Below are 26,580 nucleotides of genomic sequence, written 5' to 3' on the forward strand. Positions count from 1 at the left end.
AACTCGCGACCCCAACCTTGGCAAGGTTGTGCTCTACCAACTGAGCTATTTCCGCGTTTGCGGTTGCAAAGGTAGGCATTTTCCTTAAACCTGCAAACATTCCAGCCACTTTTTTCTGAAAATAATTTCAAGTTGGCAAACAGCTGTCTGATTATCAGCTCATTCTGTCACGATAATCTTCGTAAGAAAATTGCTTGAAGACTTTGGCCTCACCCTTTTCGGTCCACATTCCGATGGCCGGATGGTGGATTCCGTTGAACATATTGGTCTTGACAGTGGTGTAATGGATCATGTCCTCGAACACAATCCGCTCGCCAATCTGCAGTTCGTGGTCGAAGCTCCAGTCGCCCATATAGTCGCCGCTCAGACAGGAATTGCCTCCCAGCCGGTAGACGTACGGCCCCTCCTTCCCCATCTGTGCGCCGCGAACGGCAGGCTGATAGGGCATCTCCAGGCAGTCGGGCATGTGACAGGTGAAGCTCACGTTCAGAATAGCAGTGCGGATGCCACGGTTCTCCACGATGTCCACCACCTCGGACGTCAGCACGCCCGTCTGCCACGTGAAGGCCGAACCGGGTTCAAGGATGATGCGCAGGTTAGGATAACGCTTCCTGAGTCCCTGCAGCAGGCCGATGAGATGCTCCACGTCGTAGTCCTTGCGGGTCATCAAGTGACCGCCGCCCAGGTTGAGCCACTTCAGCTGGGGGAACCAGCGGGCAAACTTCTCTTCCAGGTGCACCAGCGTGCGCTCCAGCTCGTAGGACGACGACTCGCAATGGCAATGGCAGTGGAACCCCTCAATGCCCTGTGGCAGGCGGTCGGGCAGCTGCTCGGCCATCACGCCGAAGCGGGTGCCGGGAGCGCAGGGATTGTAGAGTTCGGTCTCTACCTCCGAATATTCGGGGTTCACGCGGATGCCGCACGAGATGCCGCTCCCCTCTGCCTCCACCATCGGATAGAAACGATGGAACTGCGACAGGGAGTTGAACGTGATGTGGCTGCTGCAACGCATGATTTCAGGGAAGTCGGCTTCGGTATACGCCGGCGAATAGGTGTGCGCCTTGCTTCCGAACTCCTCGAGCGCCAGACGTGCCTCATAGACGGAGCTGGCCGTGGAGTGGTCGATGTACTCGCGGAAGATGGGGAACGAACGCCACATGGCAAACGACTTGAAGGCAAGGATGATTTCCACACCGGCACGGTCGGCCACACTCTTGATGAGCGTCAGGTTCTTGCGCAGCAACTCTTCTTCCATAATGTAGCAGGGAGAAGGGAAAAGGGTAAAGTCTATCATGTATCTGTCTTTATTTATTGTTCTTACAAATTATTTATATCACTGATATTCAACTCATTCATTCATCTCATCCGGAAGCGGCCTTCCGCCGCCCGGAATCAGGCAATGTTCTGCCTCAAAGAAAGCAATGTTTCGGGGCAAAGAAAGCAATGTTTTCCCTCGAAAGAAGCAATGCTTTTCCACGGCTCATCCGATGACCTTGAAACGGGCAAAGCGCAGGAGCAGCTGTTTCTCGCCCGCATGCTCGAAGCGGATGGTGGCCTTGGCATTGTCACCCGCACCTTCCACCCGCAGCACCTCGCCGCGGCCGAAGCGTTCGTGCTCGATCAGTTGCCCTGTCTGCAGGCCTTCCCCGCCCGACGGAGCCGGAGCGCCCCCCGTCACGGCCTCCACCCGCTTCAGCTTGCGGGGCACGGTGGGCGCAATGAGCGGTTCGCGCGAGAATTTCCGTTCGCCTGCGGGCGATGGAGCTGACGTGCCATACTGGGGACGTGCGGCGGAATGGAACAGGTCGTCCGACGAACGGCGGAAGCGTTCGGCTCCCTCGTCCACCCGCCGGCCCAACAGGGAGTTCTGCGGCAGGCTCAGGTAGCGGGCGTCGATGTCGTGCAGGAAGCGGCTGGGACTGCCGAACTCGGTCTTGCCGTAGCGCATGCGCGTCTTGGCATACGACAGGAAACAGTGTTCCTCGGCCCGGGTGATGGCCACATAGAACAGGCGGCGCTCCTCCTCGAGGGCACGGGGCGAGTCACCTGCCATGGCACTGGGGAAAAGGTTCTCCTCCAGCCCCACCACGAAGACGTTGCGGAATTCCAACCCCTTGGCCGAGTGGACGGTCATCAGCGTTATCTTCTCGCCGTCGTCGTCCTTGTCCGAGTCCTGGTCGGTGAGCAGCGACACTTCGGAGAGGAAGTCGCCCAGGGCGATGCGTTCGTTGCCCTCCTCCAGCCGCTCGGCGCAGAAGTCCTTCAGGCCGTTCATCAGTTCCTCGATGTTCTCCTTCCGGCTGAGGTTTTCGGGCGAATTGTCCTGGCAGACGTCGTTGATGATGCCCGCCTGCCGCACGATGTCCTCGCCCAGCTCGCTGGCATTCTTCCGCCCCAGGTCTTCCATAAAGGAAGCTATCAGGTCGCGGAAGCCCTGGAGCTTGCCCGCCGTGCCCTTGTTGAAGTTCAGGCCGTAGGTCAGCGGCTCGCAGAGGACGGTCCACAGGCTGACGTTGTTCACCGTAGCCGCGGCCACAATCTTGCCCACCGTCGTGTCGCCGATGCCACGGGCCGGATAGTTGATGATGCGCTTGAAGGCCTCCTCGTCGTTGGGATTGGCCACAAGGCGGAAGTAGGCTATCACGTCCTTGATTTCCTTGCGCTGGTAGAAGGACAGGCCGCCGTAGATGCGGTAGGGCATGTTGCGCTTGCGCATGGCCTCCTCGAAGATGCGGCTCTGCGCATTGGTGCGGTAGAGCACGGCAAAGTCGGCATATCCATAGCCCGACTGGCGGCGCAGGGCGGCTATCTTGTTCACCACCATCTCGCCCTCCTCCACGTCGCTGTAGGCCTGGAGGACGCCGATGGGTTCGCCGAGGTCTTTCTCGGAAAACACGTCCTTGTGTATCTGCCGCTGGTTCTTGCTGATGAGGCTGTTGGCGGCGGACACGATGGTCTGTGTGGAGCGGTAGTTCTGTTCCAGCTTGAAGACGCGTGTGCCGGGATAGGTCTTGGTGAAGTAGAGGATATTGTCGATGTCGGCCCCGCGGAAGGAGTAGATACTCTGCGCATCGTCGCCCACCACGCAGACGTGCTGGTGGTTCTTGGCCAGCTGGAGCACGATGCTGTGCTGGGCCACGTTCGTGTCCTGATACTCGTCCACCAGGATATAGCGGAACTGCTCCTGGTAGCGGGCCAGCACGTCGAGATGGTCGCGGAAGAGCAGGAAGGTATAGAACAGCAGGTCGTCGAAGTCCATCGCGTCGGCCTGGCGGCAACGCTCCCAGTAGCGGCAGTACACGTCGCGCAGGGCGGGCACCTTGGCCGCACAGTCGTACTCATACGCTTCCTTGTTGCGGGCATAGTCGGCAGGCGACACGAGGTGATTCTTCGCGTTGGAGATGCGCGACTGGATCAGCCCCGGCTTGTACACCTTTTCGTCGAGCTGCATCTCCTTGACGATGGAGCGTATCAGGCTCTTGCTGTCGGCCGTGTCATAGATGGTGAACTGATGCGTGAAGCCCAGCACATCGGCCTCGGCATGCAGGATGCGCAGGAAGAGGCTGTGGAACGTTCCCATCCACAACCAGCGCGCCCGTTCGGGACCCACCTGCCGTCCGATGCGCGTCTTCATCTCGCGCGCCGCCTTGTTCGTAAAGGTCAGGGCCAGGATGTTCCACGGCTGGTAGCCGTTCTCCAGCAGCCAGGCTATCTTGTAGGTCAGCACGCGGGTCTTCCCCGAGCCCGCCCCCGCTATCACCAGCGAGGGACCGTCGTTGTAGAGCACAGCGGCCCGCTGGCTCTCGTTCAGTTCGTTGATATAGTCGGACATCATCAGTCTGTTTTTTCCTTATTATATAATGCGATGCAAAGATAATGCAAAGATACGGAAAAGCCACGAACATTTCCCCCGCCGAAGTGTTGTTATTACAAAGCATTCTTCCTATATTTGTACTACAGAGAGGAAAAAGGCAACTTTTTAACAACAACCAGATATGACACTCATTACACTAATAACAAGCATTATGATGTTCAACATGCCCACACTTCCGTATGCCCACAACGCATTGGAACCTGTAATCAGTCAGGCCACCATCGACTTCCACTACGGGAAGCATCTGCAAACCTATGTAAACAACCTGAACAACCTCGTACCGGGCACGGCTTTCGAAGGCAAGACGCTCGAAGAAATCGTGGCCACCGCCCCCGACGGCCCTGTGTTCAACAATGCCGGACAGGTGCTGAACCACACGTTCTACTTCCTCCAGTTCGCTCCTGCCCCAACCCGCCACGAACCCGAAGGCCCTCTGGCCGACGCCATCCGCCGCGACTTCGGCAGCTTCGACAACTTCAAGAAAGAGTTCACGGCAGCCGCCACCGGCCTCTTCGGCTCCGGATGGGCCTGGCTCTCGGCCGACAAGGACGGCAAACTGCACATCACGAAGGAAGCCAACGGCAGCAATCCGCTCCGCGCGGGCCTCACGCCCCTGCTCACCTTCGACGTATGGGAGCATGCCTACTATCTGGACTATCAGAACCGCCGTGCCGACCATCTGCAGGCATTGTGGAACATCATCGATTGGCCCATTGTAGAAGGACGTTTCAAATAAAGGATATGAAGCTCATCGTTGTGACACCGCCCACATTCTTTGTGGAAGAAGACTAGATCATCACCGCCCTCTTCGAAGAGGGACTGGACATCCTGCACCTGAGGAAGCCGGAAACCCCGGCCATGTACTCGGAACGCCTGCTGACGCTCATTCCCCAGAAATATCACAGGCGCATCGTCACCCACGAGCACTTCTACCTGCAGGACGAGTTCAACCTGATGGGCATTCACCTCAACGCCCACAATCCCAAGGAGCCTCACGACTACGCAGGCAGCCTCAGCTGCACCTGTCACTCCTTCGACGAGCTGAAGGCCAAGAAGCATTTCTACGACTACGTCTTCCTGAGCCCCGTGTTCGACTGCATCACCAAGACCGGTGTCACCGCCGGCTTCACTCCCGAATCACTGCGTGCCGCCGGACGCGAAAAGCTCATCGACAGCAAAGTGATGGCCTTCGGAGGCGTCACGCCCGACAACATTCTTCAGATCAAGGACTTCGGATTCGGAGGCGCCGTCGTGATGGGCGACCTCTGGAACAAGTTCAATGCCTGTACCGACCGCGACTATCTCGAAGTCATCCGCCACTTCAAGCACCTGAAGGAGATGGCCGACTGATCAAGCCAAGTCATATTATACACAAAAGGGGGCGTCCATTACTGGACGCCCCCTTTCTTATTATTCCATTTTTGATGTGTCATCAACCTTCAATGGCAGCCTGCGCCGCAGCCAGACGTGCGATGGGCACGCGGAACGGTGAGCAGCTCACGTAGTTCAGACCTACCTTGTGGCAGAACTTCACGGACGACGGTTCACCGCCATGCTCGCCGCAGATACCGCACTTCAGATCCGGACGGATGGCACGGCCCTTTTCGGTAGCCATCTGAACCAACTGGCCCACACCGTTCTGGTCGAGCACCTGGAACGGGTCTACCTTCAGGATCTTCTTCTCCAGATAAACCGGCAGGAAGGAAGCGATGTCGTCACGCGAGTAGCCGAACGTCATCTGTGTCAGGTCGTTCGTACCGAACGAGAAGAACTCGGCCGACGAAGCGATGCGGTTGGCTGTCAAGGCTGCACGCGGCACTTCAATCATCGTACCTACCTTGAACTCGATGCTGTCTCCCACTTCTTCGAACAGCTTGGCAGCTTCGGCACGGATTACCTTCTCCTGTTCCTTGAACTCGTAGAGGATACCCGTCAGCGGCACCATGATTTCGGGATGTGTCTCCACACCTTCCTTTTTCAGCTCAAGGGCTGCACCCAGGATGGCACGGGTCTGCATCTGCGTGATTTCGGGATACGTGTTGCCCAGACGGCAGCCGCGGTGACCCAACATCGGGTTGTGCTCGCACAGAGCCTCTACACGCTGCTGGATGTATTGCAGACTTACGCCCATGGCATCAGCCATCTCCTGCTGTCCCTTCAGATCGTGGGGCACGAACTCATGCAAGGGCGGGTCGAGCAGGCGGACAGTCACCGGATAGCCGGCCATCGCCTTGAAGATGCCCTTGAAGTCGGCCTGCTGGTAAGGCAGAATCTTCTGCAGAGCCTTACGGCGTCCTTCGGCGTCTTCGGCCAGAATCATCTCGCGCATGGCCTTGATCTTTTCGCCTTCGAAGAACATGTGCTCCGTACGGCACAGACCGATACCAACGGCACCGAAGTTACGGGCCACGGTAGCGTCGTGAGGCGTATCGGCATTCGTACGCACCTGCAGTCTGGCATATTTGTCGGCCAGCTTCATCAGTTCGGCAAAGTCACCGGACAGTTCGGCAGCCTTCGTTTCCACTTTTCCTTTGTACACTTCACCCGTACTTCCGTTCAGCGAGATGAAGTCACCTTCCTTCAGCACTACGCCGTCCACTTCCACCGTACGTGCCTTGTAGTCGATGTTCAGGGCACCTGCACCCGATACACAGCACTTGCCCATACCGCGGGCCACTACGGCAGCGTGCGAAGTCATACCGCCACGGGCCGTCAGGATACCTTCGGCCACAGCCATACCGGCCAAGTCTTCGGGCGAAGTCTCGATACGTACCATCACCACGCGCTTGCCGGCAGCACGCCATTCGGCAGCATCATCGGCAAAGAACACAATCTGTCCGCAAGCAGCACCCGGAGAAGCCGGCAGGCCGCGTGTCAACACCTTGGCCTGCTTCAAAGCCGACTTGTCGAATACGGGGTGAAGCAGTTCGTCCAGCTTGTTGGGCTCGCAGCGCATCAGGGCTGTCTTTTCATCAATCATACCCTGGCGGAGCAGATCCATGGCAATCTTCACCATAGCGGCGCCAGTACGCTTGCCGTTACGCGTCTGGAGGAACCAGAGCTTGCCTTCCTGCACGGTGAACTCCATGTCCTGCATGTCGCGGTAGTGGTTCTCCAGCTTCGTCTGCAGAGCATCCAGTTCCTTGTAGATTTCGGGCATGGCCTCTTCCATCGAAGGATACTTGGCGGCACGCTCCTCTTCGCTGATACCTGCCAGTTCGGCCCAGCGTTGCGAACCGATCTTGGTAATCTGCTGCGGTGTACGGATACCGGCCACCACGTCTTCACCCTGTGCGTTGATCAGGTATTCGCCGTTGAACAGGTCTTCACCCGTAGCGGCGTCACGGCTGAAGCATACGCCCGTAGCCGACGTGTCGCCCATGTTACCGAATACCATGGCCTGCACGTTCACAGCCGTACCCCATTCGTCGGGTATGCCTTCCATCTTGCGGTACAGGATGGCACGTTCGTTCATCCACGAGTTGAACACGGCGCAGATGGCGCCCCACAGCTGTTCGTAGGCGCAAGTCGGGAAGTCCTGTCCGGTCTGTTCCTTCACGGCAGCCTTGAAGCGCTTCACCAGCTCCTTCAGGTCTTCCACTTCCAGTTCGTTGTCCAGCTTCACGCCCTTGGCATGCTTCACTTCCTCGATGATGGCTTCAAACGGATCGATGTCCTCCTTGTTGCTCGGCTTCATACCCAGCACCACGTCGCCATACATCTGTACGAAGCGGCGGTAGGAGTCCCATGCAAACCGTGCGTTGCCCGTCTTGCGTGTCAGTCCTTCCACAACCTCGTCGTTCAGTCCCAGGTTCAGGATGGTATCCATCATACCCGGCATGGAAGCGCGGGCACCCGAACGTACCGATACAAGCAGCGGATTTTCTACGTCACCGAATTTGGATGACATCAAGCCTTCCACATGGGCAATGGCTTTCTCAACATCCTCTTTCAGCAGTTCCACCACCTTGTCGCGTCCCATTTCGTTGTATTCGGTACACACTTCGGTGGTGATGGTGAAGCCCGGAGGTACCGGTACACCGATCAAATTCATTTCGGCCAGGTTCGCACCCTTGCCGCCCAACAGGTTTCTCATGTCGGCCTTGCCTTCTGCATGGCCGTTTCCAAATGTATAAACTCTTTTTCTATCCATAATATTGAAAAGGTTTGAATGTGATTCTTTCATTTACTGTCCGCAAAGCTAAATATATTTCACATACTATAAAACTTTTTGCACAGAAATTTTAGCGAAAAATGCAATTTCGACATTGCAATCCTTATTATTTCCGCAAAAACCCGATATTTGAGGAAAATTGTCTATTTTTGCACCGTAATTAATTAGATTGGTGTAAAAGTGGCAAGAAAAAGAAAAGAACTTCCCCTGCTGGAAGAAGTAACCATTACGGACGTGGCTGCCGAAGGCAAGGCCATTGCGAAAGTCAACGATCTGGTCATTTTCGTCCCCTACGTCGTTCCCGGCGATGTGGTCGACCTGCAGATCAAACGGAAAAAACATCATTACGCCGAGGCCGAAGCGGTCCGGTTCCATCAATATTCACCGCAGCGGGCTGTCCCTTTCTGCAGCCATTACGGTGTATGCGGCGGATGCAAGTGGCAGGTACTGCCCTACTCCGAACAGATCCGCTACAAGCAGAAGCAGGTCACCGACAACCTCACCCGCATCGGTAAGATCGAGCTGCCCGAAATCTCCCCCATCCTGGGTTCGGACAAGACCGAATTCTACCGCAACAAGCTGGAGTACACCTTCTCCAACAAACGCTGGCTCACCGCTGCCGAGGTGGAGCAGGACGTAGTCTACGACCAGATGAACGCCGTGGGCTTCCACATCCCCAATGCGTTCGACAAGGTACTGGCCATCGACAAATGCTGGCTGCAGGACGACATCTCCAACCGCATCCGCAACGCCATCCGCGACTATGCCTACCTCCACAACTACACGTTCAACAACATCCGCACGCACGAGGGCATGCTGCGCAACCTCATCATACGCACCTCCTCGACGGGCGAGCTCATGGTCATTCTCGTCTGCCGCATCGAGCGCGACGAAGAGATGGACCTCTTCCGCCAACTGTTGCAGTACGTGGCCGACTCGTTCCCCGAAATCACCTCCTTATTATATATAGTGAACAACAAGGTCAACGACACCATCACCGACCTCGACGTCTTCACCTTCAAGGGCAAGGACCATATCTTCGAGGAGATGGAAGGCCTGCGCTTCAAGGTAGGCCCCAAGTCGTTCTACCAGACCAATTCCGAACAGGCCTACAAGCTCTATAAGGTAGCCCGCGACTTTGCCGGGCTCACGGGCAATGAACTTGTCTACGACCTCTACACGGGTACGGGCACCATTGCCAACTTCGTTTCCCGCCAGGCCCGCCAGGTCATCGGCATCGAGTATGTCCCCGAAGCCATCGAGGATGCCAAGGTCAATTCGCAGATCAACAGCATCGGCAACACTCTCTTCTTCGCCGGCGACATGAAGGACATCCTCACACAGGACTTCGTTGCCCGGTACGGACGCCCCGACGTCATCATCACCGACCCGCCCCGTGCCGGCATGCACCCCGATGTCATCAACGTCATCCTGGGCGCACAGCCCCGCCGCATCGTCTACGTCAGCTGCAACCCCGCCACCCAGGCGCGCGACCTCCAGCTGCTCGACGGCAGCTACCGTGTCAAGGCTGTCCAGCCCGTCGACATGTTCCCCCACACCCACCACGTGGAGAACGTCGTCCTGCTCGAACTGAGAGAACAACCCGCATCCCAGACAACCGCTTAACCCCTATCCGCTCATGGCACAAGAAAAGAGAACCGCAAGAGCCCGCACCCAATACACGGACTATCTCGTCCGCGAACCGATGGAACTGATGGAGTTTCTGGCTGCCCGCATGCCGCAGGCCAGCCGCACCAAGCTCAAGACACTGCTCAGCAAACGCGTCGTGTTTGTCGACAATGTCATCACCACCCAGTACAACTTCCCCCTGAAGCCCGGCATGAAGGTACAGATCAGCCGCTCCAAGGGTAACCACGAGTTCCACAACAAACTGCTGAAGATTGTCTACGAGGATGCTTACCTCATCGTGGTCGAAAAGATGCAGGGCCTGCTCTCGGTCAGCACCGAGCGCCAGAAGGAACGCACCGCCTGCACCATTCTCAATGAGTACCTCAAGCGTTCGGGCCGCAACAACCGTGTCTACGTGGTCCACCGCCTCGACCGCGACACGTCCGGCCTGATGATGTTTGCCAAGGACGAGAAGACGCAGCACACCCTGCGCGACAACTGGCACCAGATAGTCTTCGACCGCCGCTACGTGGCCGTTGTGGCCGGCGAGATGGAGAAAGACCAGGGCGTTGTCCACTCCTGGCTCACCGACCGCACCCTCTACGTCTACTCCAGCCCCACGGACGACGGCGGCAAGGAAGCCGTCACCCACTACCGCACCATCAAGCGTGCCAACGGCTATTCGCTCGTGGAGCTCCACCTCGAAACCGGCCGCAAGAACCAGATCCGTGTCCACATGCAGGACCTCGGCCATCCCGTCATCGGCGACGGACGCTACGGCTTCGAGGACCTCAATCCCCTCGGCCGTCTGGCACTGCACGCCTTCAAGCTCTGCTTCTACCACCCCGTCACGGGCGAACAGATGCAGTTCGAGACGCCCTATCCCGCCAGCTTCAAGAACCTGCTGGTCAAAGGCTGAAACACCGCAACGTCAACTACCCACCCTCAACTAAAAAGCCCATAAAGAGGGTGTGTCAAAATGAAGTGAGACAATTTTAACTCCCCTCCTTCCGGAAGGAGGGGTGCCCAAAGGACGGGGTGGTAGGTCATCGCAATTTGCTATGAATCTTATGCTCTATGTTTTCACCTACCACCTCCCCCTGTCGGGTACTCCTCCTTCCAGAAGGAGGAGAGTTTCAGATACCTTTATTTTGATACAACCTCGCTTCGGAGTAGCCCCGGAGGTTCAGCCCTTGACTTTTTCTTTTGGTATCTTTTCTTTTGCGTCAAGGCAAAAGAAAAGTACAGCAACTCTCAACCCTCAACTCTCAACCCTCAACTCTCAACTCTCAACTAAATTAAGATTTCCCCTCCTATCACAAACCTCTTTTCATTTTCCATTCTAAAAAGTTCATTTTAGTTCTTTTCCCCCTTTTTTTCAAGAATAAAAGAGTTTTATTTGTTACTAAACGAATATTTTCCATATATTTGCCGCAGTTTTCAGCGTATGGGCGCCGTCCGGCTGCAGCAACCATGTACACATGGCATTTTATTTTCCCGCACTGCAAGCCATAACTTATTCCAACTGAAAACCTTACACACCGGTATCACCTGCTCCGGAAAGCGCCTCTGCCTGCAAGACTAAAACAAACAAAACAAACAAAAATTACATTTTTTCGGATGAAACAAAGTTTACAATTCAATAACAAGTTATTGAAGTGTATCATTATTTTTGGAGATCTCTGTGTCATGAATCTCCTGTTTGTGCTTCTCTACCGCCTGTTCGATGAAGGGACGTTGGGGACAGTCTTTGTACACTCCATCCCCCAGATTCTTATCCTGCTCAATCTGGTCTACCTTATTTGTAATTATTCCCACGGAGTCATCCTGCACCACCGCATCGTGCGCCCCGACCACATCGTGCGCCGTTCGGCCCGCAACGTGCTGGTCCATGCCCTGGCCTTCGGCACCCTCTTCTCGCTGGCCGATTTCGGTCAACTCTCGCTCCGTTTCTTCGTTGCGTTCTATGTGGCCTTCTTCATCTGCCTGGCCTCTTACAGGCTCCTGTTCCGGGCCGTCATCAAGTGTTATCGCCGCCACGGCGGAAACTCCCGCACCATCATCCTTATCGGTTCGGACGAGAACATGCACGAGCTCTACGGCGAAATCTCCATCGACCCGGCCTACGGTTTCCGCGTGATGGGCTACTTCGCCCCTGCCTCGTCATTGGTCTATCCGGACAATGTCCCCTATCTGGGCAACGTCGACGACGCCCTTCCCTGGATCCGCCAGCACGGCGTCGAGATGGTCTACTGCGGTCTTTCCTCCTCCTACGGCCCGCAGATACTCCCCATCATCAACTATTGCGAGAACCATTTCATCCATTTCTACAGCGTTCCCAGTATCCGCAACTACCTCAAACGCCGCATGTACATGCAGCTCGTGGGCAACACTCCCGTGCTCTCCATCCGGCGCGAACCGCTGGCCGATGTCCAGAACCGCCTGCTCAAACGCCTGTTCGACATCCTGTTCTCCGGCCTTTTCCTCTGCACCGCCTTTCCCTTTATATACCTCATCGTGGGCACGGCCATCAAGCTGTCTTCGCCCGGTCCCGTCTTCTTCCGCCAGAAGCGCACGGGCATCAACGGGCGTGAGTTCTGGTGCTACAAGTTCCGCTCCATGCGTGTCAATGCCGACGCCGACCGCGTGCAGGCCACCCTCCACGATCCGCGCAAGACGCGCGTAGGCGAGTTCATCCGCAAGACCAGCATCGACGAACTGCCCCAGTTCATCAACGTCTTTCTGGGCCAAATGTCCGTCGTTGGTCCCCGCCCCCACATGCTCAAGCACACTGACGAGTACTCCCACCTCATCGAGAAGTACATGGTGCGCCACCTCGTCAAGCCCGGCATCACCGGCTGGGCCCAGGTCAACGGCTTCCGTGGCGAGACCAGCGAACTCTGGCAGATGGAAGGGCGCGTCAAGCTCGACATCTGGTACCTCGAACACTGGACCCCCGCTCTCGACCTCTTCATCATCTACAAGACGGTCAAAAATGCCATCCACGGGGAGAAAGAGGCGTACTGAGATTCAATTATCAATTATCAATTATCAATTAACAATTAACAATTATCAACCCCAATATGAATTCTTCATTCTTCGTTCTTCATTCTTCATTTTCAATTTTAAAGACATTCGGGTTGCTGGCTTTCTCAACCCTTCTCCTGGCCGGATGCCAGAGCTACAAGAAAGTCCCCTATCTGCAAGACCTTGGCGCCGTCACCGCCACGGCCGACAGCCTCTACGATGCCCGTATCCAGCCCAAGGACCTGCTCACCATCGTGGTCAGCTGCCCCGAGGCACCCGAACTGGCCGAACCGTTCAACCTCACGGTCTCCAACGCCATCAGCAACAACAATAAGAACCTGACCTCCCAGCCCGTTCTCCAGCAATACCTGGTGGACAACGCCGGCTGTGTCGACTTCCCCGTGCTGGGTACCATCCGCCTCGGCGGACTCACCAAGGGTCAGGCCGAGCAGCTCATACGCGAGCGGCTCCGTCCCCAGTTCCAGACGCCGCCCATCGTCACCGTCCGTATGGTCAACTACAAGATTTCCGTCCTGGGCGAAGTGACCCGCCCCGGCACCTTCACTGTCTCCAACGAGAAGGTCAACGTCTTCGAGGCCCTCGCCATGGCGGGCGACATGACCGTCTACGGCATCCGCGACAACGTCCAGCTTGTCCGCGAGGACAGCGACGGCCGGCGCCAGATTGTCACGCTCAACCTCAACGACCGCGACATCATCCACTCGCCCTACTACTACCTCCAGCAGAACGACATCGTCTACGTCACGCCCAACAAGACCAAGGCGCGTACCTCGGCCATCAGCACCAGTACCACCATCTGGTTCTCCGTGGTCAGCTCCATCGTGTCGCTCGCTACGCTCATTATTGCCATTGCAAAATAATTAATCAGCGGTTAGTGGTGAGCGGTAAACGGTTAAGTATGCTTACCGCTCACTACTGACCGCCCACCACTAACCACTAACCGCTAACCACTAACCACTATTTTCATGAAAGAAGAACTTTACGACGACCTGTTCGAAGAAAAAGAAGAGAAGACCGACTACAGCGCCCTTCTCTTTCCCTACCTCATCCGTTGGCCCTGGATTGTGGCTTCTGTCGTAGTGTGCCTCGCCCTGGCGTGGTTCTACCTCCGCTTTGCCACGCCGGTCTACAACATCAGCGCCACCGTCCTCATCAAGGACGACAAGAAAGGCGGCAGCATCAGCAGCGACCTGGCCCTCTTCCAGGACATGGGCATGCTCAGTTCGATGGACAATGTCGACAACGAAATCGAGATTCTCCGCAGCAAGTCGCTCGTCCGTAAGGTAGTGGCCGACCTTGGCCTCTACATCAGCTACAGCCAGCGCGACGGCCTCCGTCACCCCGACCTCTACGGAAACTCGCCCTTCCGGGTGGACTTCCCCTCCGCCGCAGCCGACAGTCTGTCCGACCCGCTGAAGCTCGAGGTGACCCTCCAGCCCGGTGGTGCCCTTCAGGTGCTGGCCACTCAGGACGAGGCCGAAATCGGCTCCGCCCGCTTCGACAGCCTGCCTGCCGTGCTGCCCACGCCTGCCGGTGTCCTCACCTTCCTGCCCGTAGCCGCCGTTCCCTTCCCTGATAAGGAAACGGTGGTCGACGTCACCGTCGGTTCCCCCATGGCCGTAGCCAAGGGCTATGCCGCCGGACTCACCGTCGAACCCACCAGCAAGACCACGTCCGTCGTTACGGTTTCTATCTCAAATACCAACATCCGCCGGGGTGAAGATTTCATCAACCACCTCATCGAGAACTACAACCGCGATGCCAACAACGACAAGAACGAAGTGGCCCGCAACACCGCCCACTTCATCGACGAGCGCATCGCCATCATCAACGCCGAGCTGGGTACCACCGAAGCCGAGCTCGAAGAGTTCAAGCGCCGTGCCGGCCTCACCGACCTCAGCAGCGACGCCCAGCTGGCCGTAGCCGAGAAGTCCGAATACGAGAAGCAGGTAGTGGCCAACGGCACCCAGCTCAACCTCGTCAACTACCTCATCGACTACCTGGGCCGCCCCGAGAACGCCCACACCGTGCTGCCCGTCAACATCGGTATCAGCAGTGAGTCCATCTCGACCCTGGCCACCGCCTACAACGAACGCATGATCGAGCGCCAGCGCCTGCTGCGCACCTCGTCGGAGTCCAACCCCGTCATCCGCCGGCTCGACACCGAGCTGTCCGGTCTGCGCCAGAGCCTGGCCACCAGCCTCCAGAGCGCCCGTAAGGAGCTGCTCATCACCAAGGCCGACCTCGACCGCCAGGCCAGCCACTACGCCGGACGCATCAGCGACGCCCCCACCCAGGAGCGCCAGTACATGAGCATCCAGCGCCAGCAGACCATCAAGGCCGAGCTCTACCTCATGCTCCTCCAGAAACGCGAGGAAAACAACATCACCCTCGCCGCCACGGCCAACAAGGCCAAGATCATCGACGACGCCATGGCCGGCAATGCACCCATCTCGCCCAAGGGTAAGATGATCTACATGCTGGCACTGGTAGCCGGTATCGGCCTCCCCGTAGCGATTATCTACATCCTGCAGCTGCTCAGCTTCCGCATCGAAGGCCGTGCCGACGTCGAGCGCCTCACCACCGTCCCCATCCTGGGCGACGTTCCCCTCAGCGACGAGGGCGACGGTCCCATCGCCGTCCGCGAGAACGAGAACAGCCTCATGACCGAGACCTTCCGCAACCTGCGCACCAACCTCCTCTTCCTGCTGGACGGCCCGCAGAAGAACGTCATCCTCGTCACCTCCACCATGAGCGGCGAGGGCAAGACCTTCATCGCCTCCAACCTCGCTGTCAGCCTCGCCCTGCTGGGCAAGAAGGTAGTCATCGTGGGTCTCGACATCCGCAAGCCCGGCCTCAACAAGGTGTTCCACATCTCCCATCGCCAGCGGGGCATCACGCAGTACCTCTCCTCGCCGCAGGACACCGACCTCACCGGACTCATCCAGCCCTCGGGCGTTCATCCCAACCTCGACGTGCTGCCCGGCGGCGTCGTGCCTCCCAACCCCACGGAGCTGGTAGCCCGTCCGGCGCTCGACGAAGCCATCACCCTGCTGCGCAGCCGCTACGACTACGTCGTGCTCGACACCGCCCCCATCGGCATGGTCACCGACACCCAGCTCATCGCCCGCACGGCCGATGTCAGCCTCTACGTCTGCCGCGCCGACTATACCCACAAGAACGACTACCGCCTCATCAACGAGCTGCAGCAACAGAAGCGCCTGCCCGCCTTGTGCACCGTCATCAACGGTCTGGACATGACGCAGAAGAAGTATGGCTACTACTACGGCTACGGCAAGTACGGCCGCTACTACGGTTATGGCAAGAAATACGGATATGGTTACGGTTATGGAGTCGAATCCGAACAGCAGACGCGCAAGTAATCCCGCCGCCCGCCAGTGGTTGGTGGCCTACGTCAAGTCGTGCATGGAGAAGAAGACGGTCGAGCGTCTCCGGGCCATGGGCATCGAGTGCTACCTGCCCGTCCAGAGCGAGATCCACCAGTGGAGCGACCGCCGCAAGCGGATAGACCGTCTGGTGCTTCCCATGCTCGTCTTCGTGCACGTCACGCCCCTGGAACGTCCCCTTCCGCTGACGCTTGCCGCCGTCCTGCGCTACATGGTGCTGCGCGGCCAGAGCACGCCGGCCGTCATCCCCGACGAGCAGATGGAGCGCTTCCGCTTCATGCTCGACTACAGCCCCGAGGCCGTCACCTTCAGCTCGACGACCTTCGAACCGGGCGACCCCATCCGTGTCATCAAGGGTCCCCTCAGCGGACTCGAAGGCGAGACGGTGACGCTCAACGGCAAACACCATGTCCTGGTACGCCTCGACCTCCTGGGCTGCGCCCATGTCGAAGTCCCCGTCGGATACATTGAGCGTCTTTAGGGGGGAGGGCGATTTTCTTTCCCCCTCTCATCCCCCATTTCCGTCCTGATATGCGCCCCCAGCGGCATTTCATGCGGAAACCCCTCAGAAAGGCACCGGCGGCATTAACGGAAAAAAACTATTTTTGTTTCATCGTAACCTTTAACTAAAGTCAGAATCATGAACAAAGTAGTATTATCCGTACTCTCGCTGCTGCTGGCAGCATCGCTGCACGCACAGACCACCGACAACATTGTCTATCTGAAAAACGGCAGCGTCATCAAAGGAGATGTCATCGAAAGTGTCCCCGACCGTCACATCAAGGTGCGTACCGCCGACGGCAGTATCTTCGTCTACCCGATGACGGAAGTCGACCGCATCGTCCGCGACGAGACCTCCCGGTCCAAATCAGCCTCCGACACACCTGCCGGTTGGCAGCAGCAGGGACACCGCGGCCTCGACTTCACGGTAAGCCTCGGTCCGGACATCAACTTCGGCAGCGGCAACAGTTCCCGTCAATGCCAAGGTCGACTTCAACTGCGGTCTGGGCTACATCGGTGCCTTCGGTAACGGCGCTTCGGCTTCGGCTACAGCGTAGGTCCTGCCAGTACCCCCTACACCACCTACGAGGAGACCAGTACCCAGTCCGACTATTCCAACGCCACCAAGGGCGAAGAAAACGATTTTTCCGAGGAACCCATCCAGCACAGCCTCTTCGCCCGTGCCAAGTACCGCCTCAACGACAACCGCTTCTCGCCCTTCTTCGCCGTGGATATGGGCTGGCACTTCTTCGGCTGGGACGACAATGTGGGCAGCATGAAGCTGGAGTATGGCTACGGCCTCGACAAGGACAAGCTGCGTAAGGTAGGCTTCTTCCTCACCCCCGCCGTGGGCGGTTCGCTGCGTGTGGCTCCCAACTCCTACCTCGACATCCGTCTGGGCTACGAACTGGGCACCAAGGCCATCGGCAACGCCGAAAGCGAGTGGACCGGCTACCGTTCTTTCAGCCGCACCGTGCAGAAGGGCAAGAGTCTCTCGGGCCTCACCATCGGTGTCAGCTTCGTCCACACCCTGAAGTATTTCAGTAAGTAAAAGAGCGCTTGCCTCTATATAGCATTTCACCACAGACCAAGCGGACAGTTCCAGCTTCTTCTGTGGTGAAATTTTTATCCGGTTACGCCACACACGACGCAATTCCAAAAGCACCGGCCAGTGCCGTTGCCACGGTGATAATCACCTTGAGCACCAGGCTCCACACATTTTTCTTCTTCGTTTCCATGTTGCTTAAAATTTAAATTAGCGGTTAGTGGTTAGCGGTTAGCGATTAATATCATTAACCATTTACCATTATTTTACAGCGGACTCTCATCCTGTCCGTCATCTTCACCTCCTCCGCCACCACCGCCGGACGATCCGCCACTGCCGCCACTGCCGCTACTGCCGGATGTACCGTCCGCCTGTACCAGTTCGAACACCATGTTGTTCGCGGCCCCCTTGGTGGTAGCCAGCGAGTCGTTCACCAGTCGGAAGGCGTTGTCCACGCGGAACTGCACCCTCACCTTGTCGATGTTCTTCACCGTGCAGTCCTTCTCCTCCTCCGTGGCAATGCAGTGAAAGGTCGTCCGAAAGATGCCGAACCCGTCCAGTTTCACACTGTTGCCGTCCACCAGTTTCTGTTTGATGTTGCGCACGAGGCTCTTGCACACGTGCAGCACGTCTTCCGCCGACATGCCACCCAGGTCTTCTATCTCCTGAGCCAGTCGTTCCAGGTCATACGTCTTTGCATCGCGGTTCTTCCGTTTCAATGCATACACCATCGGCGATTCCTTGTCGCCCAAAAACTTTCTGCGCTGAATGCGCTCTACTAAAGCTGTTGCCATACTAAATTGATAATTAAAAATTGATAATTAAATTAGCGGTAAGCGGTTAGTGGTTAGTGGTTAGCGATTAGCGATACTGACCGCTAACCGTTCACCTTTCACCGTTTACCGCTACAAAGATACCGCCTCTCCTCCCCCCCCCTTCCCCTTCCGTCGCCCACCGGCACGCATAGGCGCACAATGACACCTTTCCGCACCTTATTCCCTTTCGCACGCTTGCACAAATCCCTAAAAATGAGTAACTTTAAAGCAAAATAAAAGAGCAAATATGAAATATGAAATATCAACGCGCAGCCCGGGCCTAATCGGAGGGGCGTAAAGCGGAGAAGTGGCTTTTGCGTCAGGAAAGGCAGGCTGTCTGAGCGAAGCGAGTTCCTGCAGATTAGTCAAAATGAAGTGAGGCTATTTTAGCTCCCCTCCTTCCCGAAGGAGGGGTGCCCAAAGGGCGGGGTGGTAGGTCATCGCAATTTGCTATGAATCTTATGCTCTATGTATTCACCTACCACCTCCCCCTATCGGGTACTCCTCCTTCGGGAAGGAGGAGAGTTTCAGATACCTCTATTTTAATACAACCCCGCTCCGCAGTAGCCCCGGAGGTTCAGCCCTTGACCTTTTCTTTTGGTATCTTTTCTTTTGCGTCAAGGCAAAAGAAAAGTACAACAGCTTAAAGCAAATATGAAATATCAAATATCAATTTTCAATTTTCAATTAATTAAATAATGGAACCGACATTTGAAATCCGCAGCTACAGCAAGAGCGAGCTCGCCTCGCTCTACAGCCCCTATACCACACAAAAAGCCGCCGTCCGCAAGCTCAACCGCTGGATCGCCCTCCAGCCCGACCTCCAGGCCCGACTCCAGGCCACCGGCATCACCCCCTGTGCCAAGTGCTACACCCCTCTCCAGGTCCGCCTCATCGTCGAGGCCCTCGGCGAACCCTAAACACAACGCAACGTCTCATCCCCCACCTCTTTCAGCCGGGCAAACCGCCCGTTTAAGCTGGGCAAACCACCCGTTTAAGCTGGGCAAACCATTTGTTCAAGCTGGGGAAACGGATGGTTTAAGCTGGGGAAACAAGCACTTTTTCTTTCGCTTGCCCGAAAGAAAAAGATACCAAAAAGAAAGGGCCCCGTCTGCACTTCCGGGGCTACTCCAGCTCCCCTCCTTCTGGAAGGAGGGGTGCCCAAAGGGCGGGGTGGTAGGTCATTGCAATTTGCTATGAATCTTATGCTCTATGTTTTCACCTACCACCTCCCCCTGTCGGGTACTCCTCCTTCCAGAAGGAGGAGAGTTTCAGATACCTTTATTTTGATACAACCTCGCTTCGGAGTAGCCCCGGAGGTTCAGCCCTTGACTTTTTCTTTTGGTATCTTTTCTTTTGCGTCAAGGCAAAAGAAAAGTACAAAATCAATAAGCAATGCATAATGTACAATTAACAATGAGGAATGAGATCCTTCGGCAAGCTCAGGATGACAATACCTGTCATTCTCAATTTTCAATTCTCAATTCTCCATTAAAAAAGCGCTCACGCTCAACGCTCACCCGGCCCTCCCCGTCGAGCGAGAATGCCTCAGAAGCGGTTATACCCTTTTCCGTCGCGCCCCAGCAGCCCGCGTTCCACGGCCCGTTTGAGCAGTCGCCGCATGGTCGACTCCGGCAGTCCCTGGCGTTCCGCCTCCGCCGCCAGCTCCGAGTACGTGAACGTCGTCCCCATCGCCTCCAGCACCGGCCTCAGGCGGGCGAACGACTTCAGCGGCCGCACTCTTTCCTCGTGGCCCGGCAGCGACGAACTCAGCAGCAGCGTATGCTCCAGCAGCACCGCCGACACCGCCAGTGCCGCATCCAGATCCTCGTCCGTGCAGTAGCGGTCGTCCATGGCCCACAGCTCGTCCTCCGCCTTGCGCAGGGCCGTCATCACCGCCGCCATGCGGATGGCTATCAGCCCCATGCGCAGCACCGACGACGCGATGTGCTCGCCCCCTTCGGTCACCACCTCCTGCAGCTTTCGGCCGAAGAAGTCCGTGTGCCGCTGCCACTGCTCCGGCGTCAGCCTCACGTCCGTGCGCCGTCCCTTCATCATCTCGTGCATGTGCAGCACCTCCTTGCCCAGCTCCGTGAAGTAGTGCCGCAGGTCCGGTACGTCCTCTCCCCCGTTGGCCGGGCGCCACACGTACTGCGGCTGCACCTGGTAGAACGCAAAGCGGCTGAAGAGCCCGTCCTCCGTGTTGTGCACCAGCGACACCAGCTGCATCGGCGTGCCCGTCATGCAGATGGACAACATCGGATAGTGCACAAAGATGGGCTTCCCGTCCTGCTTGAACGACGTGCTGATGGGTTCATGGTGGAAGCAGGCCCGCAGCACGTCGTCCTGCCGTCCGTAGTCCTGCCCGATGGCCGAGGCCAGCGCGTCGATTTCCGACGTGTGCAGGATGCCGCCCATCCCCTTGTTCGCCGCCAGCTGCCGGTAGAGCATCGACTTCGACGTGTTGGGCGAGATGAGGAAATACACCCGCTCCGGTTCCTTCGGCTTCGGCTCCGCCTTCTCCCCCTTCTTCCCCTTGCGCATGCGTTCGCTGAAGTCCTCGTTCCACTGCTGGAGGCGTGCCTCGTAGGCCGCCTGCTCCTCCTCGCCCAGAGCCACATAGCGGTCGTGCAGCGGGTGCGACAGGTAGGACACCTGCGACACAATGCCCTTTCCCGTGCCCGCCGGTGCCACCACCGCCAGGTAGAAGTGCGGCCGCATGTCGTGCCGGTCGTAGCGGAAGTGCACGTCCGGCAGGCAGGCGCTCAGGTGCACCAGCATGGACAGCAGCACCATGTCGCGTTCGCGCCGGTCCTGCGCCACCTTCACCCCCTGCTGCAACAGGCGCGGCAGCGTGTCGAAGACGGCATCGTCCACATACGGCAACGCCGCCCGCAGCCTTTCATTATTTTCTGACAAATCCAGCTCCAGGTCACGGTCGTCGCCTCTCGACGGGGCGCTCGAAGGTGAGCGTTGAGCGTTGAGCGCTTCCGGCACCTGGACAGGCGGCGGTGTTTTCCGGCTAATATACTGATAACCAGCGCGCAGACTGCTTCGTATCTCCGCTGCGGCCAGCGAGGCGTCCGCCAGCTGTTTCACCGCCAGTTCCGTCAGTTCGTTCAGCTCCTGCGCCGAAAGATTTTTACACCTTGCCGTCCGTCCCAGCTTCAGCAGCAGCTCGTGGCGGTGCCCCTTCTCGAAACCGTTCTGCTGCACGAAGTAGTCCAGCAGCCCCTGCAGCATGCCGCCCCCTTCGTTCGGCAGGTTCCCGTCGGCCGTCTCCGCCTCCTGTTGCAGCCGCCGTGCCGCCTCGCGCCGGTCCTCGTCCGTCTCCAGTCCGCGCCACGCCATCATCCGCGCCCCGTAGTTCACGTACAGCTCCTCATCGTGTGCCGCGCTGCACAGCCGTCCCACGTTGCGGCATGCCTCGTCCACCCGGCATCCCGTCCGCTGCTCCATCCACCGTCCGATGACGCGGTATGCCCTGAGATACTCCTCCGTGCTTGTCACGTCCACGCGTATCACCGCCTTCACCCCCTGTCCCGAGACGGACGTCCAGGCCAGCATCACGCAGTCCGTCATCCGCAGCCGTTCCAGCAGTTGCGTGCGTGCCGGTCCCACGTCGTCCCAGTCGAACATCATCAGCCCCGTCAGCCGTTTCAGGTCCTTCTCCTGCCTTCCGCCCTCGAAGACCCCTGCCATCGTCGCCGCCGGCAGCGCGCGTTTCACCCGTGCCGCCTCCTCCTCGCGGCCTTCCGTCATCAGCCTCCGGTACTCGTCCGTCAGCCGTTTCACCTCCCCGTTCGTGCGAGTCCATTCCACGAATCGGGCCACTGTCATCTCCATCGGTTCCTTGTCATACAAATTGCGGAACCCCGAAATCCTTGTTGTTTCCATGATCTTAATTTATAATTGAAAATTGAAAATTTAAATTAGCGGTTAGTGATTAGTGGTGAGTGGTTAGCATCATTCTTCATTCACCATTCTTCATTCTTCATTCATCATTCTTCATTCTTATTTTACAAAGTTCTTTCTTCTTTTCCACCCCCGCAAATCCCCCTCAACGGCCCTCACCCCCACTCCACACCCTCCATCCGCAGCATTCCCCACCCCATCCCCGTTGAAAAAAAAAATTCAATCTTCCAAAAATCCGTAAATTAGCGGCGTAAACTTTAAAACATTACAACCATGAAAAAAAGTACAAAGTCGAAGTATGGATCGACGGAAAGCGCTTCCATACCCTTCAGGGAGAAGTCAATCATGTCCGCAACGTCCGCCTGGCCCTCACCGTGGTGTTCCGCAACTGCCTCCGTGCGCTCTACGCCCGCGGTTGTCCGCTCCCCAGCCACGAAGAGCAGCGCACCCTCGTCACCCTCCGCACCCTCGTCAATCAGCTGGAGCGCCGCTTCCTCCGCCAGCAGGCAGTGAAGCGGGGTGAAGAGCTGTAACCGGCCATCCGCCGGACGGAGTGCAGACGAAGCATCCCCTGCTGTCATGCTGAGCGGAACGGAGTGCAGACGAAGCATCTCTACTGTCATGCTGAGCGGAACGAAGTGCAGACGAAGCATCTCCTGCTGTCATGCTGAGCGGAACGAAGTGCAGACGAAGCATCTTGCATGCTTGCCGCAAGCCCTTCCGTTCCGCTCAAATTACATTCAACTCGAAAATCTCAAGAATTCCCTGCCCGAAATTTTGCACTTTTCCCGTCTTGTGCTATCTTTGTTTCAATTTGATGTACAACCAATCAATTACCCAGAAAATGTCTCAGATTCCCCATCATTCCATACAAAACTTCTCCAATAAAAAGAACTATTATATCAAAGGAGTTCCAACCATAAAGAATTGCAACTACACAACAATACACAATATTTCAGTTACTGGCGATGCTCCTAAAGCCATCATTCGAATACACAATCCCAATCAAAGGCATTATTTTAAGAAAAACAAGCATCGATGGAGTATTTATATTGCTAAAACAGGTCATAAATGGTATCCTATAGAATCCATGACAGAATATCTGTTAAATTTGTTAGGAAAAGATTTTGGCTTGAATATGGCCGAATCATCCATAGCCATGATTGGGGGACAACTTCGTTTCCTCAGCAAGTACTTTCTCACTACCCGATGGGAAGAATTAGTACATGGAGCTGATATATTTGCAGGTTATTTGGGTGACAAAGAATTGGTTGAACAAATCGAGGAGCAACAACTCTCGCGTGACTTATTCACATTGCAATTTGTAGAAAAAGCAATCGATTATCAATTCTCTTATCAAAAATCTGAAATAATGAACCATCTGGTCCGTTTGCTTCTGTACGATGCCTTAGTCGGCAACAACGACAGGCATTTTTACAACTGGGGAATAGTACGATCTATCAAACAAAGTTTTCAACCCTATTTTTCTCCAGTATACGATACCGCAAGAGGATTGTTCTGGAACGATGATGATGATAAAATTATCCGTTGCACAAGTGACAGACAACATCGAATCAATTACATCATCAAATATTGTAGAAAATCCAGGCCTAAGTTAGGTTGGGAAGGTGAAAAAAACATCAATCACTTCAAATTAGTAGAAAAAATCTATAATAATCAATTCTATATTTCAAAAACAGAAATAAAAGAATTATTTTTGCCGCCAGTTTTAGAAAAGATGTTTGCAACTATAGATGTTAATTTTTCTCATTTATTCTGTAAACAGCGGATTTTACTAATAAAAGACTGTATTGAATATCGGTATAACGAAATTTGTAAGTTGTTACAATGATGCATAATAAGATAAGCAAGAAATTTTCATGGTTTATAAATAGTAAAGGGAAAAACAATACTACTGAGGATAAGCCTGTTGACTTTATTTTAAAGTTTGACAAGCTGGAGATTGGTATTTTGTCCTTTACGGATAACACATGGTTTTTCTCTTATTCGGAAGATTTCAAAAGCCAAAAAGAAATACTGCCATTAGTGAATTTCCCTACTGTCAACAAGGAATATATGTCTGATGAGCTATGGCCGTTCTTCGTTTCACGTATTCCAAGTAAAGCCCAGTTGCAGTTGCCTAAAGACACAGAGAATAAGGCAATCACTACACTCTTAAAGATATACGGGCGTAAAACGATAGCCAATCCCTATCAGCTTGTGCCCGTACAATAAATCGTTGTCTTCCGAACGTACAGGAGCATTGCAAGCGATTATGCGAAAGGCAGGAAACATCACCTTGTTCCAAGCTACCTTCCACCCCGAAATCCAGTTTCACGCAATGCCCATCTTTCATAAGTCCGTTACGACCAACGGCGAAACAATTGATTTGATGCCCTTGCTAAAACAGGTATAAATAAAGGCCATTGTACATTCTCTGTCCCGCCTCATACCATAAAAATAAAAAAAGAGGAGGACGCCCCCAACGTCCTCCTATAAACCGTGAGCCAGAACCCACAAAACAAGAGGCCATCCTCCCCTTTCAGGTTCATAATGGTTCATTCCAATAATTTTTCATTTTTCACGCCCCATTTTCAATTATCAATTATCAATTATCCATTAAAAAATTCTTCATTAGCTTCGCTCAAAACCACTTCTGATTTTTTTCACTAAGGAATAGTCGTCATTCATAATTCTTCATTTAACAAGATTCACCATTTACCATTCACCATTTATCATTCCACTTGTCATCCTGAGCACCGTCGAAGGATCTACTAATGAGTAATGAAGCTCACCGCTTACCACTCACCGTTAACCGCTAATTTAATTATCAATTAAAGAAATTCTTCATCTAATACGTTCTTCTTTCATTATTTATTCGTACTTTTGTCAAAAATACAGTTCATTGATTTCTGTATTAACTAAGACATATTTATGTTAAACCTTAGAATTTAGTTGTAACTAAACTATATTATGTCTACTTTTGCACTTGAAGAAATAGAAGCTGTTAAAGGAAAACAAGTGTTCCACAAGCTTGTCATAGATAACGAATGTCCATTTGATAAGTTTGAGGCCGAAATCGAGACATGTTATAAATCAGAATTAGTAGGTATATATGCCATCATGAACCAAGTTGCCAATTTGAAAAGTGTCCCATACACAAAATTTCACTTTTATGATCAAACAAAAGGTGAGCATCGGGAATTTGAATTCAAGAGTAAGCATCTTCGTGTATATGGCATTACTCAAGCAGACGGAAAAATCATCATTACAGGAGGGACCAAAACCAACCAAAAAAAAGATGAGACCCTATTTCGCAAATATAAAAAAGACTATATAGAATTCAAACAACAATCAGATAAAAGCTCCAAACCATGAAACGAGAAGATTTATTGAAGGATCCTGTTTACTGGACAAGTAACCTTCAAACGGAATTATACAGACAAATAGAATCGTTCATGCAAAAGCATCAGATGAATCAGAAACAACTGGCCGAATATCTCGGCTGCTCCAAAGGATACGTTTCCCAACTTCTTTCAGGAGACTACGACCATAAACTGAGCAAATTTGTAGCATTGTCGCTGGCTATTGGCAAGATACCAGAATTCAATTTTGTTGATGTGGACGAATATATTGAAAACGACAAACAGCCCTATACCAGCATCGTTTCCAATGATCTTTTTATCACATCACCCAATCGCGATCAATTTACTTCTGATAATTATATAATAGCAGCCTAGCCATGCCATCAATTCCATATAAAATACAGCAAATCAAAACATTGCAATTTGCTATTTTCCCTGAAAAGTTTATTAATGGAGAAAGAGTACAAACATCCGCCTCTTTCAATTTTTCATACAATACCTCAATCAGCAGCATTCGTTGTACCGCCACCATTCATTTTATGCAAAATGAAGAACTACTACTGACAACAGAAGTCCAATGTTTCTTCAATATTGCTCCAGAAGGCATCACACAACTACAAAAAGAACAAGAAATCCCCGTTGGTTTTCTGCAATATATGGGTACCATTACTACGGGTACCGTACGTGGCATTATCCATGCCAAAACTGAAGGAACCGTACTGAATTCCATTGTACTTCCGCCCCTTAACCTGACGGAAGCCATTACAGAAGGAATGCGTATAGAATCAGTAAAATAAAATTTTGCAT

The 26,580-nt window shown here is 54.6% G+C and carries 23 protein-coding genes; 16 read left to right on the forward strand and 7 right to left on the reverse strand.

What is annotated here, in order from left to right; translation table 11 throughout:
- Positions 1 to 154 precede the first annotated feature (154 nt).
- On the reverse strand, positions 155 to 1,294 hold the full coding sequence (gene nspC, locus RDO88_RS03440; protein ID WP_307758034.1) for a carboxynorspermidine decarboxylase: 1,140 nt from the start codon (positions 1,292 to 1,294) through the stop codon (positions 155 to 157).
- Positions 1,295 to 1,480: 186 nt separating this feature from the next.
- Complete coding sequence (locus RDO88_RS03445) at positions 1,481 to 3,832, reverse strand: UvrD-helicase domain-containing protein (protein WP_307758188.1); 2,352 nt, start codon at positions 3,830 to 3,832, stop codon at positions 1,481 to 1,483.
- 193 nt (positions 3,833 to 4,025) lie between these two features.
- Between RDO88_RS03445 and RDO88_RS03450 the strand changes: the two genes are divergently transcribed.
- Both RDO88_RS03450 and RDO88_RS03455 read left to right on the forward strand, forming a co-directional pair.
- Positions 4,026 to 4,610 carry a superoxide dismutase gene (locus RDO88_RS03450; protein WP_374043891.1) on the forward strand — a complete coding sequence of 195 codons (585 nt, stop codon included), beginning with the start codon at positions 4,026 to 4,028 and terminating at the stop codon, positions 4,608 to 4,610.
- Between the two features lie 56 nt (positions 4,611 to 4,666).
- On the forward strand, positions 4,667 to 5,224 hold the full coding sequence (locus RDO88_RS03455; RefSeq protein WP_307758189.1) for a thiamine phosphate synthase: 558 nt from the start codon (positions 4,667 to 4,669) through the stop codon (positions 5,222 to 5,224).
- An 82-nt stretch (positions 5,225 to 5,306) separates the two neighbouring features.
- Here RDO88_RS03455 and ppdK read toward each other — a convergent pair whose 3' ends face one another.
- On the reverse strand, positions 5,307 to 8,027 hold the full coding sequence (gene ppdK / locus RDO88_RS03460) for a pyruvate, phosphate dikinase (RefSeq protein ID WP_307758036.1): 2,721 nt from the start codon (positions 8,025 to 8,027) through the stop codon (positions 5,307 to 5,309).
- Between the two features lie 201 nt (positions 8,028 to 8,228).
- On the opposite strand from ppdK, the gene rlmD reads away from it, so the two are divergent.
- From rlmD to RDO88_RS03500, 8 genes are all read left to right on the forward strand, one after another.
- Positions 8,229 to 9,674 (forward strand): 23S rRNA (uracil(1939)-C(5))-methyltransferase RlmD, encoded by a 1,446-nt coding sequence (rlmD, locus tag RDO88_RS03465; protein ID WP_307758037.1) that lies wholly within the window; start codon positions 8,229 to 8,231, stop codon positions 9,672 to 9,674.
- A gap of 13 nt (positions 9,675 to 9,687) precedes the next feature.
- Complete coding sequence (locus RDO88_RS03470) at positions 9,688 to 10,596, forward strand: RluA family pseudouridine synthase (RefSeq protein WP_307758038.1); 909 nt, start codon at positions 9,688 to 9,690, stop codon at positions 10,594 to 10,596.
- Between the two features lie 701 nt (positions 10,597 to 11,297).
- Positions 11,298 to 12,704 (forward strand): undecaprenyl-phosphate glucose phosphotransferase, encoded by a 1,407-nt coding sequence (locus RDO88_RS03475; protein ID WP_307758039.1) that lies wholly within the window; start codon positions 11,298 to 11,300, stop codon positions 12,702 to 12,704.
- Positions 12,705 to 12,760: 56 nt separating this feature from the next.
- On the forward strand, positions 12,761 to 13,585 hold the full coding sequence (locus RDO88_RS03480; protein WP_307758040.1) for a polysaccharide biosynthesis/export family protein: 825 nt from the start codon (positions 12,761 to 12,763) through the stop codon (positions 13,583 to 13,585).
- Positions 13,586 to 13,690: 105 nt separating this feature from the next.
- On the forward strand, positions 13,691 to 16,108 hold the full coding sequence (locus tag RDO88_RS03485) for a polysaccharide biosynthesis tyrosine autokinase (RefSeq protein WP_307758041.1): 2,418 nt from the start codon (positions 13,691 to 13,693) through the stop codon (positions 16,106 to 16,108).
- Positions 16,074 to 16,613, forward strand: coding sequence for a UpxY family transcription antiterminator (locus RDO88_RS03490; protein WP_307758190.1), 540 nt, complete (start codon positions 16,074 to 16,076; stop codon positions 16,611 to 16,613). The genes RDO88_RS03485 and RDO88_RS03490 overlap by 35 nt, the downstream gene beginning before the upstream one ends.
- A 159-nt stretch (positions 16,614 to 16,772) precedes the next feature.
- Positions 16,773 to 17,162: a hypothetical protein gene (locus tag RDO88_RS03495; protein WP_307758042.1), complete on the forward strand. Its 390-nt coding sequence runs from the start codon at positions 16,773 to 16,775 to the stop codon at positions 17,160 to 17,162.
- Between the two features lie 198 nt (positions 17,163 to 17,360).
- The gene (locus RDO88_RS03500; RefSeq protein WP_307758043.1) at positions 17,361 to 17,684 is read left to right on the forward strand and encodes a hypothetical protein; all 324 of its coding nucleotides are present in this window, start codon (positions 17,361 to 17,363) and stop codon (positions 17,682 to 17,684) included.
- Positions 17,685 to 17,766: 82 nt separating this feature from the next.
- Here RDO88_RS03500 and RDO88_RS03505 read toward each other — a convergent pair whose 3' ends face one another.
- Both RDO88_RS03505 and RDO88_RS03510 read right to left on the reverse strand, forming a co-directional pair.
- On the reverse strand, positions 17,767 to 17,871 hold the full coding sequence (locus RDO88_RS03505) for a smalltalk protein (protein WP_307758044.1): 105 nt from the start codon (positions 17,869 to 17,871) through the stop codon (positions 17,767 to 17,769).
- Between the two features lie 73 nt (positions 17,872 to 17,944).
- On the reverse strand, positions 17,945 to 18,472 hold the full coding sequence (locus tag RDO88_RS03510) for an HU family DNA-binding protein (RefSeq protein WP_307758045.1): 528 nt from the start codon (positions 18,470 to 18,472) through the stop codon (positions 17,945 to 17,947).
- A gap of 719 nt (positions 18,473 to 19,191) precedes the next feature.
- Here RDO88_RS03510 and RDO88_RS03515 point away from each other — a divergent pair.
- Positions 19,192 to 19,413 carry a DUF4248 domain-containing protein gene (locus tag RDO88_RS03515; protein WP_374043892.1) on the forward strand — a complete coding sequence of 74 codons (222 nt, stop codon included), beginning with the start codon at positions 19,192 to 19,194 and terminating at the stop codon, positions 19,411 to 19,413.
- Positions 19,414 to 20,041: 628 nt separating this feature from the next.
- Here RDO88_RS03515 and RDO88_RS03520 read toward each other — a convergent pair.
- Together RDO88_RS03520 and RDO88_RS03525 are read right to left on the reverse strand one after the other, a co-directional pair.
- Positions 20,042 to 22,390, reverse strand: a complete 2,349-nt coding sequence (locus RDO88_RS03520; RefSeq protein ID WP_307758046.1) for a DUF3987 domain-containing protein — start codon at positions 22,388 to 22,390, stop codon at positions 20,042 to 20,044.
- A 275-nt stretch (positions 22,391 to 22,665) separates the two neighbouring features.
- Positions 22,666 to 23,061, reverse strand: a complete 396-nt coding sequence (locus RDO88_RS03525) for a hypothetical protein (RefSeq protein WP_307758047.1) — start codon at positions 23,059 to 23,061, stop codon at positions 22,666 to 22,668.
- A 191-nt stretch (positions 23,062 to 23,252) separates the two neighbouring features.
- Between RDO88_RS03525 and RDO88_RS03530 the strand changes: the two genes are divergently transcribed.
- The 5 genes from RDO88_RS03530 (at position 23,253) to RDO88_RS03550 (ending at position 26,570) form a co-directional block, all read left to right on the forward strand.
- Complete coding sequence (locus tag RDO88_RS03530; RefSeq protein WP_307758048.1) at positions 23,253 to 24,260, forward strand: HipA domain-containing protein; 1,008 nt, start codon at positions 23,253 to 23,255, stop codon at positions 24,258 to 24,260.
- Positions 24,257 to 24,643: a hypothetical protein gene (locus RDO88_RS03535; RefSeq protein WP_307758049.1), complete on the forward strand. Its 387-nt coding sequence runs from the start codon at positions 24,257 to 24,259 to the stop codon at positions 24,641 to 24,643. Before RDO88_RS03530 ends, RDO88_RS03535 begins: the two co-directional genes overlap by 4 nt.
- A 738-nt stretch (positions 24,644 to 25,381) precedes the next feature.
- Positions 25,382 to 25,786, forward strand: a complete 405-nt coding sequence (locus tag RDO88_RS03540) for a hypothetical protein (RefSeq protein WP_307758050.1) — start codon at positions 25,382 to 25,384, stop codon at positions 25,784 to 25,786.
- A complete protein-coding gene (locus RDO88_RS03545) occupies positions 25,783 to 26,148 on the forward strand; it encodes a helix-turn-helix domain-containing protein (RefSeq protein WP_307758051.1) in 366 nt (121 codons plus the stop codon). Before RDO88_RS03540 ends, RDO88_RS03545 begins: the two co-directional genes overlap by 4 nt.
- Before the next feature lie 2 nt (positions 26,149 to 26,150).
- Positions 26,151 to 26,570, forward strand: a complete 420-nt coding sequence (locus tag RDO88_RS03550; protein ID WP_307758052.1) for a hypothetical protein — start codon at positions 26,151 to 26,153, stop codon at positions 26,568 to 26,570.
- Positions 26,571 to 26,580: the final 10 nt, after the last annotated feature.

This window comes from uncultured Mediterranea sp., assembly GCF_902493215.1.
Lineage (GTDB): Bacteria > Bacteroidota > Bacteroidia > Bacteroidales > Bacteroidaceae > Bacteroides.

Bases quoted from the DNA above. Each gene is read 5' to 3' on its own strand.
- RDO88_RS03495 (WP_307758042.1), top strand. From the start codon at position 16,773: ATGAACAAAGTAGTATTATCCGTACTCTCGCTGCTGCTGGCAGCATCG.
- RDO88_RS03505 (WP_307758044.1), bottom strand. From the start codon at position 17,871: ATGGAAACGAAGAAGAAAAATGTGTGGAGCCTGGTGCTCAAGGTGATT.
- RDO88_RS03510 (WP_307758045.1), bottom strand. From the start codon at position 18,472: ATGGCAACAGCTTTAGTAGAGCGCATTCAGCGCAGAAAGTTTTTGGGC.
- RDO88_RS03520 (WP_307758046.1), bottom strand. From the start codon at position 22,390: ATGGAAACAACAAGGATTTCGGGGTTCCGCAATTTGTATGACAAGGAA.
- RDO88_RS03550 (WP_307758052.1), top strand. From the start codon at position 26,151: ATGCCATCAATTCCATATAAAATACAGCAAATCAAAACATTGCAATTT.
- RDO88_RS03540 (WP_307758050.1), top strand. From the start codon at position 25,382: ATGTCTACTTTTGCACTTGAAGAAATAGAAGCTGTTAAAGGAAAACAA.
- RDO88_RS03515 (WP_374043892.1), top strand. From the start codon at position 19,192: ATGGAACCGACATTTGAAATCCGCAGCTACAGCAAGAGCGAGCTCGCC.
- ppdK (WP_307758036.1), bottom strand. From the start codon at position 8,027: ATGGATAGAAAAAGAGTTTATACATTTGGAAACGGCCATGCAGAAGGC.
- RDO88_RS03480 (WP_307758040.1), top strand. From the start codon at position 12,761: ATGAATTCTTCATTCTTCGTTCTTCATTCTTCATTTTCAATTTTAAAG.
- RDO88_RS03545 (WP_307758051.1), top strand. From the start codon at position 25,783: ATGAAACGAGAAGATTTATTGAAGGATCCTGTTTACTGGACAAGTAAC.
- RDO88_RS03535 (WP_307758049.1), top strand. From the start codon at position 24,257: ATGATGCATAATAAGATAAGCAAGAAATTTTCATGGTTTATAAATAGT.
- RDO88_RS03525 (WP_307758047.1), bottom strand. From the start codon at position 23,061: ATGCTTCGTCTGCACTTCGTTCCGCTCAGCATGACAGTAGAGATGCTT.
- RDO88_RS03475 (WP_307758039.1), top strand. From the start codon at position 11,298: ATGAAACAAAGTTTACAATTCAATAACAAGTTATTGAAGTGTATCATT.
- RDO88_RS03485 (WP_307758041.1), top strand. From the start codon at position 13,691: ATGAAAGAAGAACTTTACGACGACCTGTTCGAAGAAAAAGAAGAGAAG.
- RDO88_RS03445 (WP_307758188.1), bottom strand. From the start codon at position 3,832: ATGTCCGACTATATCAACGAACTGAACGAGAGCCAGCGGGCCGCTGTG.
- RDO88_RS03470 (WP_307758038.1), top strand. From the start codon at position 9,688: ATGGCACAAGAAAAGAGAACCGCAAGAGCCCGCACCCAATACACGGAC.
- RDO88_RS03450 (WP_374043891.1), top strand. From the start codon at position 4,026: ATGATGTTCAACATGCCCACACTTCCGTATGCCCACAACGCATTGGAA.
- nspC (WP_307758034.1), bottom strand. From the start codon at position 1,294: ATGATAGACTTTACCCTTTTCCCTTCTCCCTGCTACATTATGGAAGAA.
- RDO88_RS03490 (WP_307758190.1), top strand. From the start codon at position 16,074: ATGGAGTCGAATCCGAACAGCAGACGCGCAAGTAATCCCGCCGCCCGC.
- RDO88_RS03530 (WP_307758048.1), top strand. From the start codon at position 23,253: ATGTCTCAGATTCCCCATCATTCCATACAAAACTTCTCCAATAAAAAG.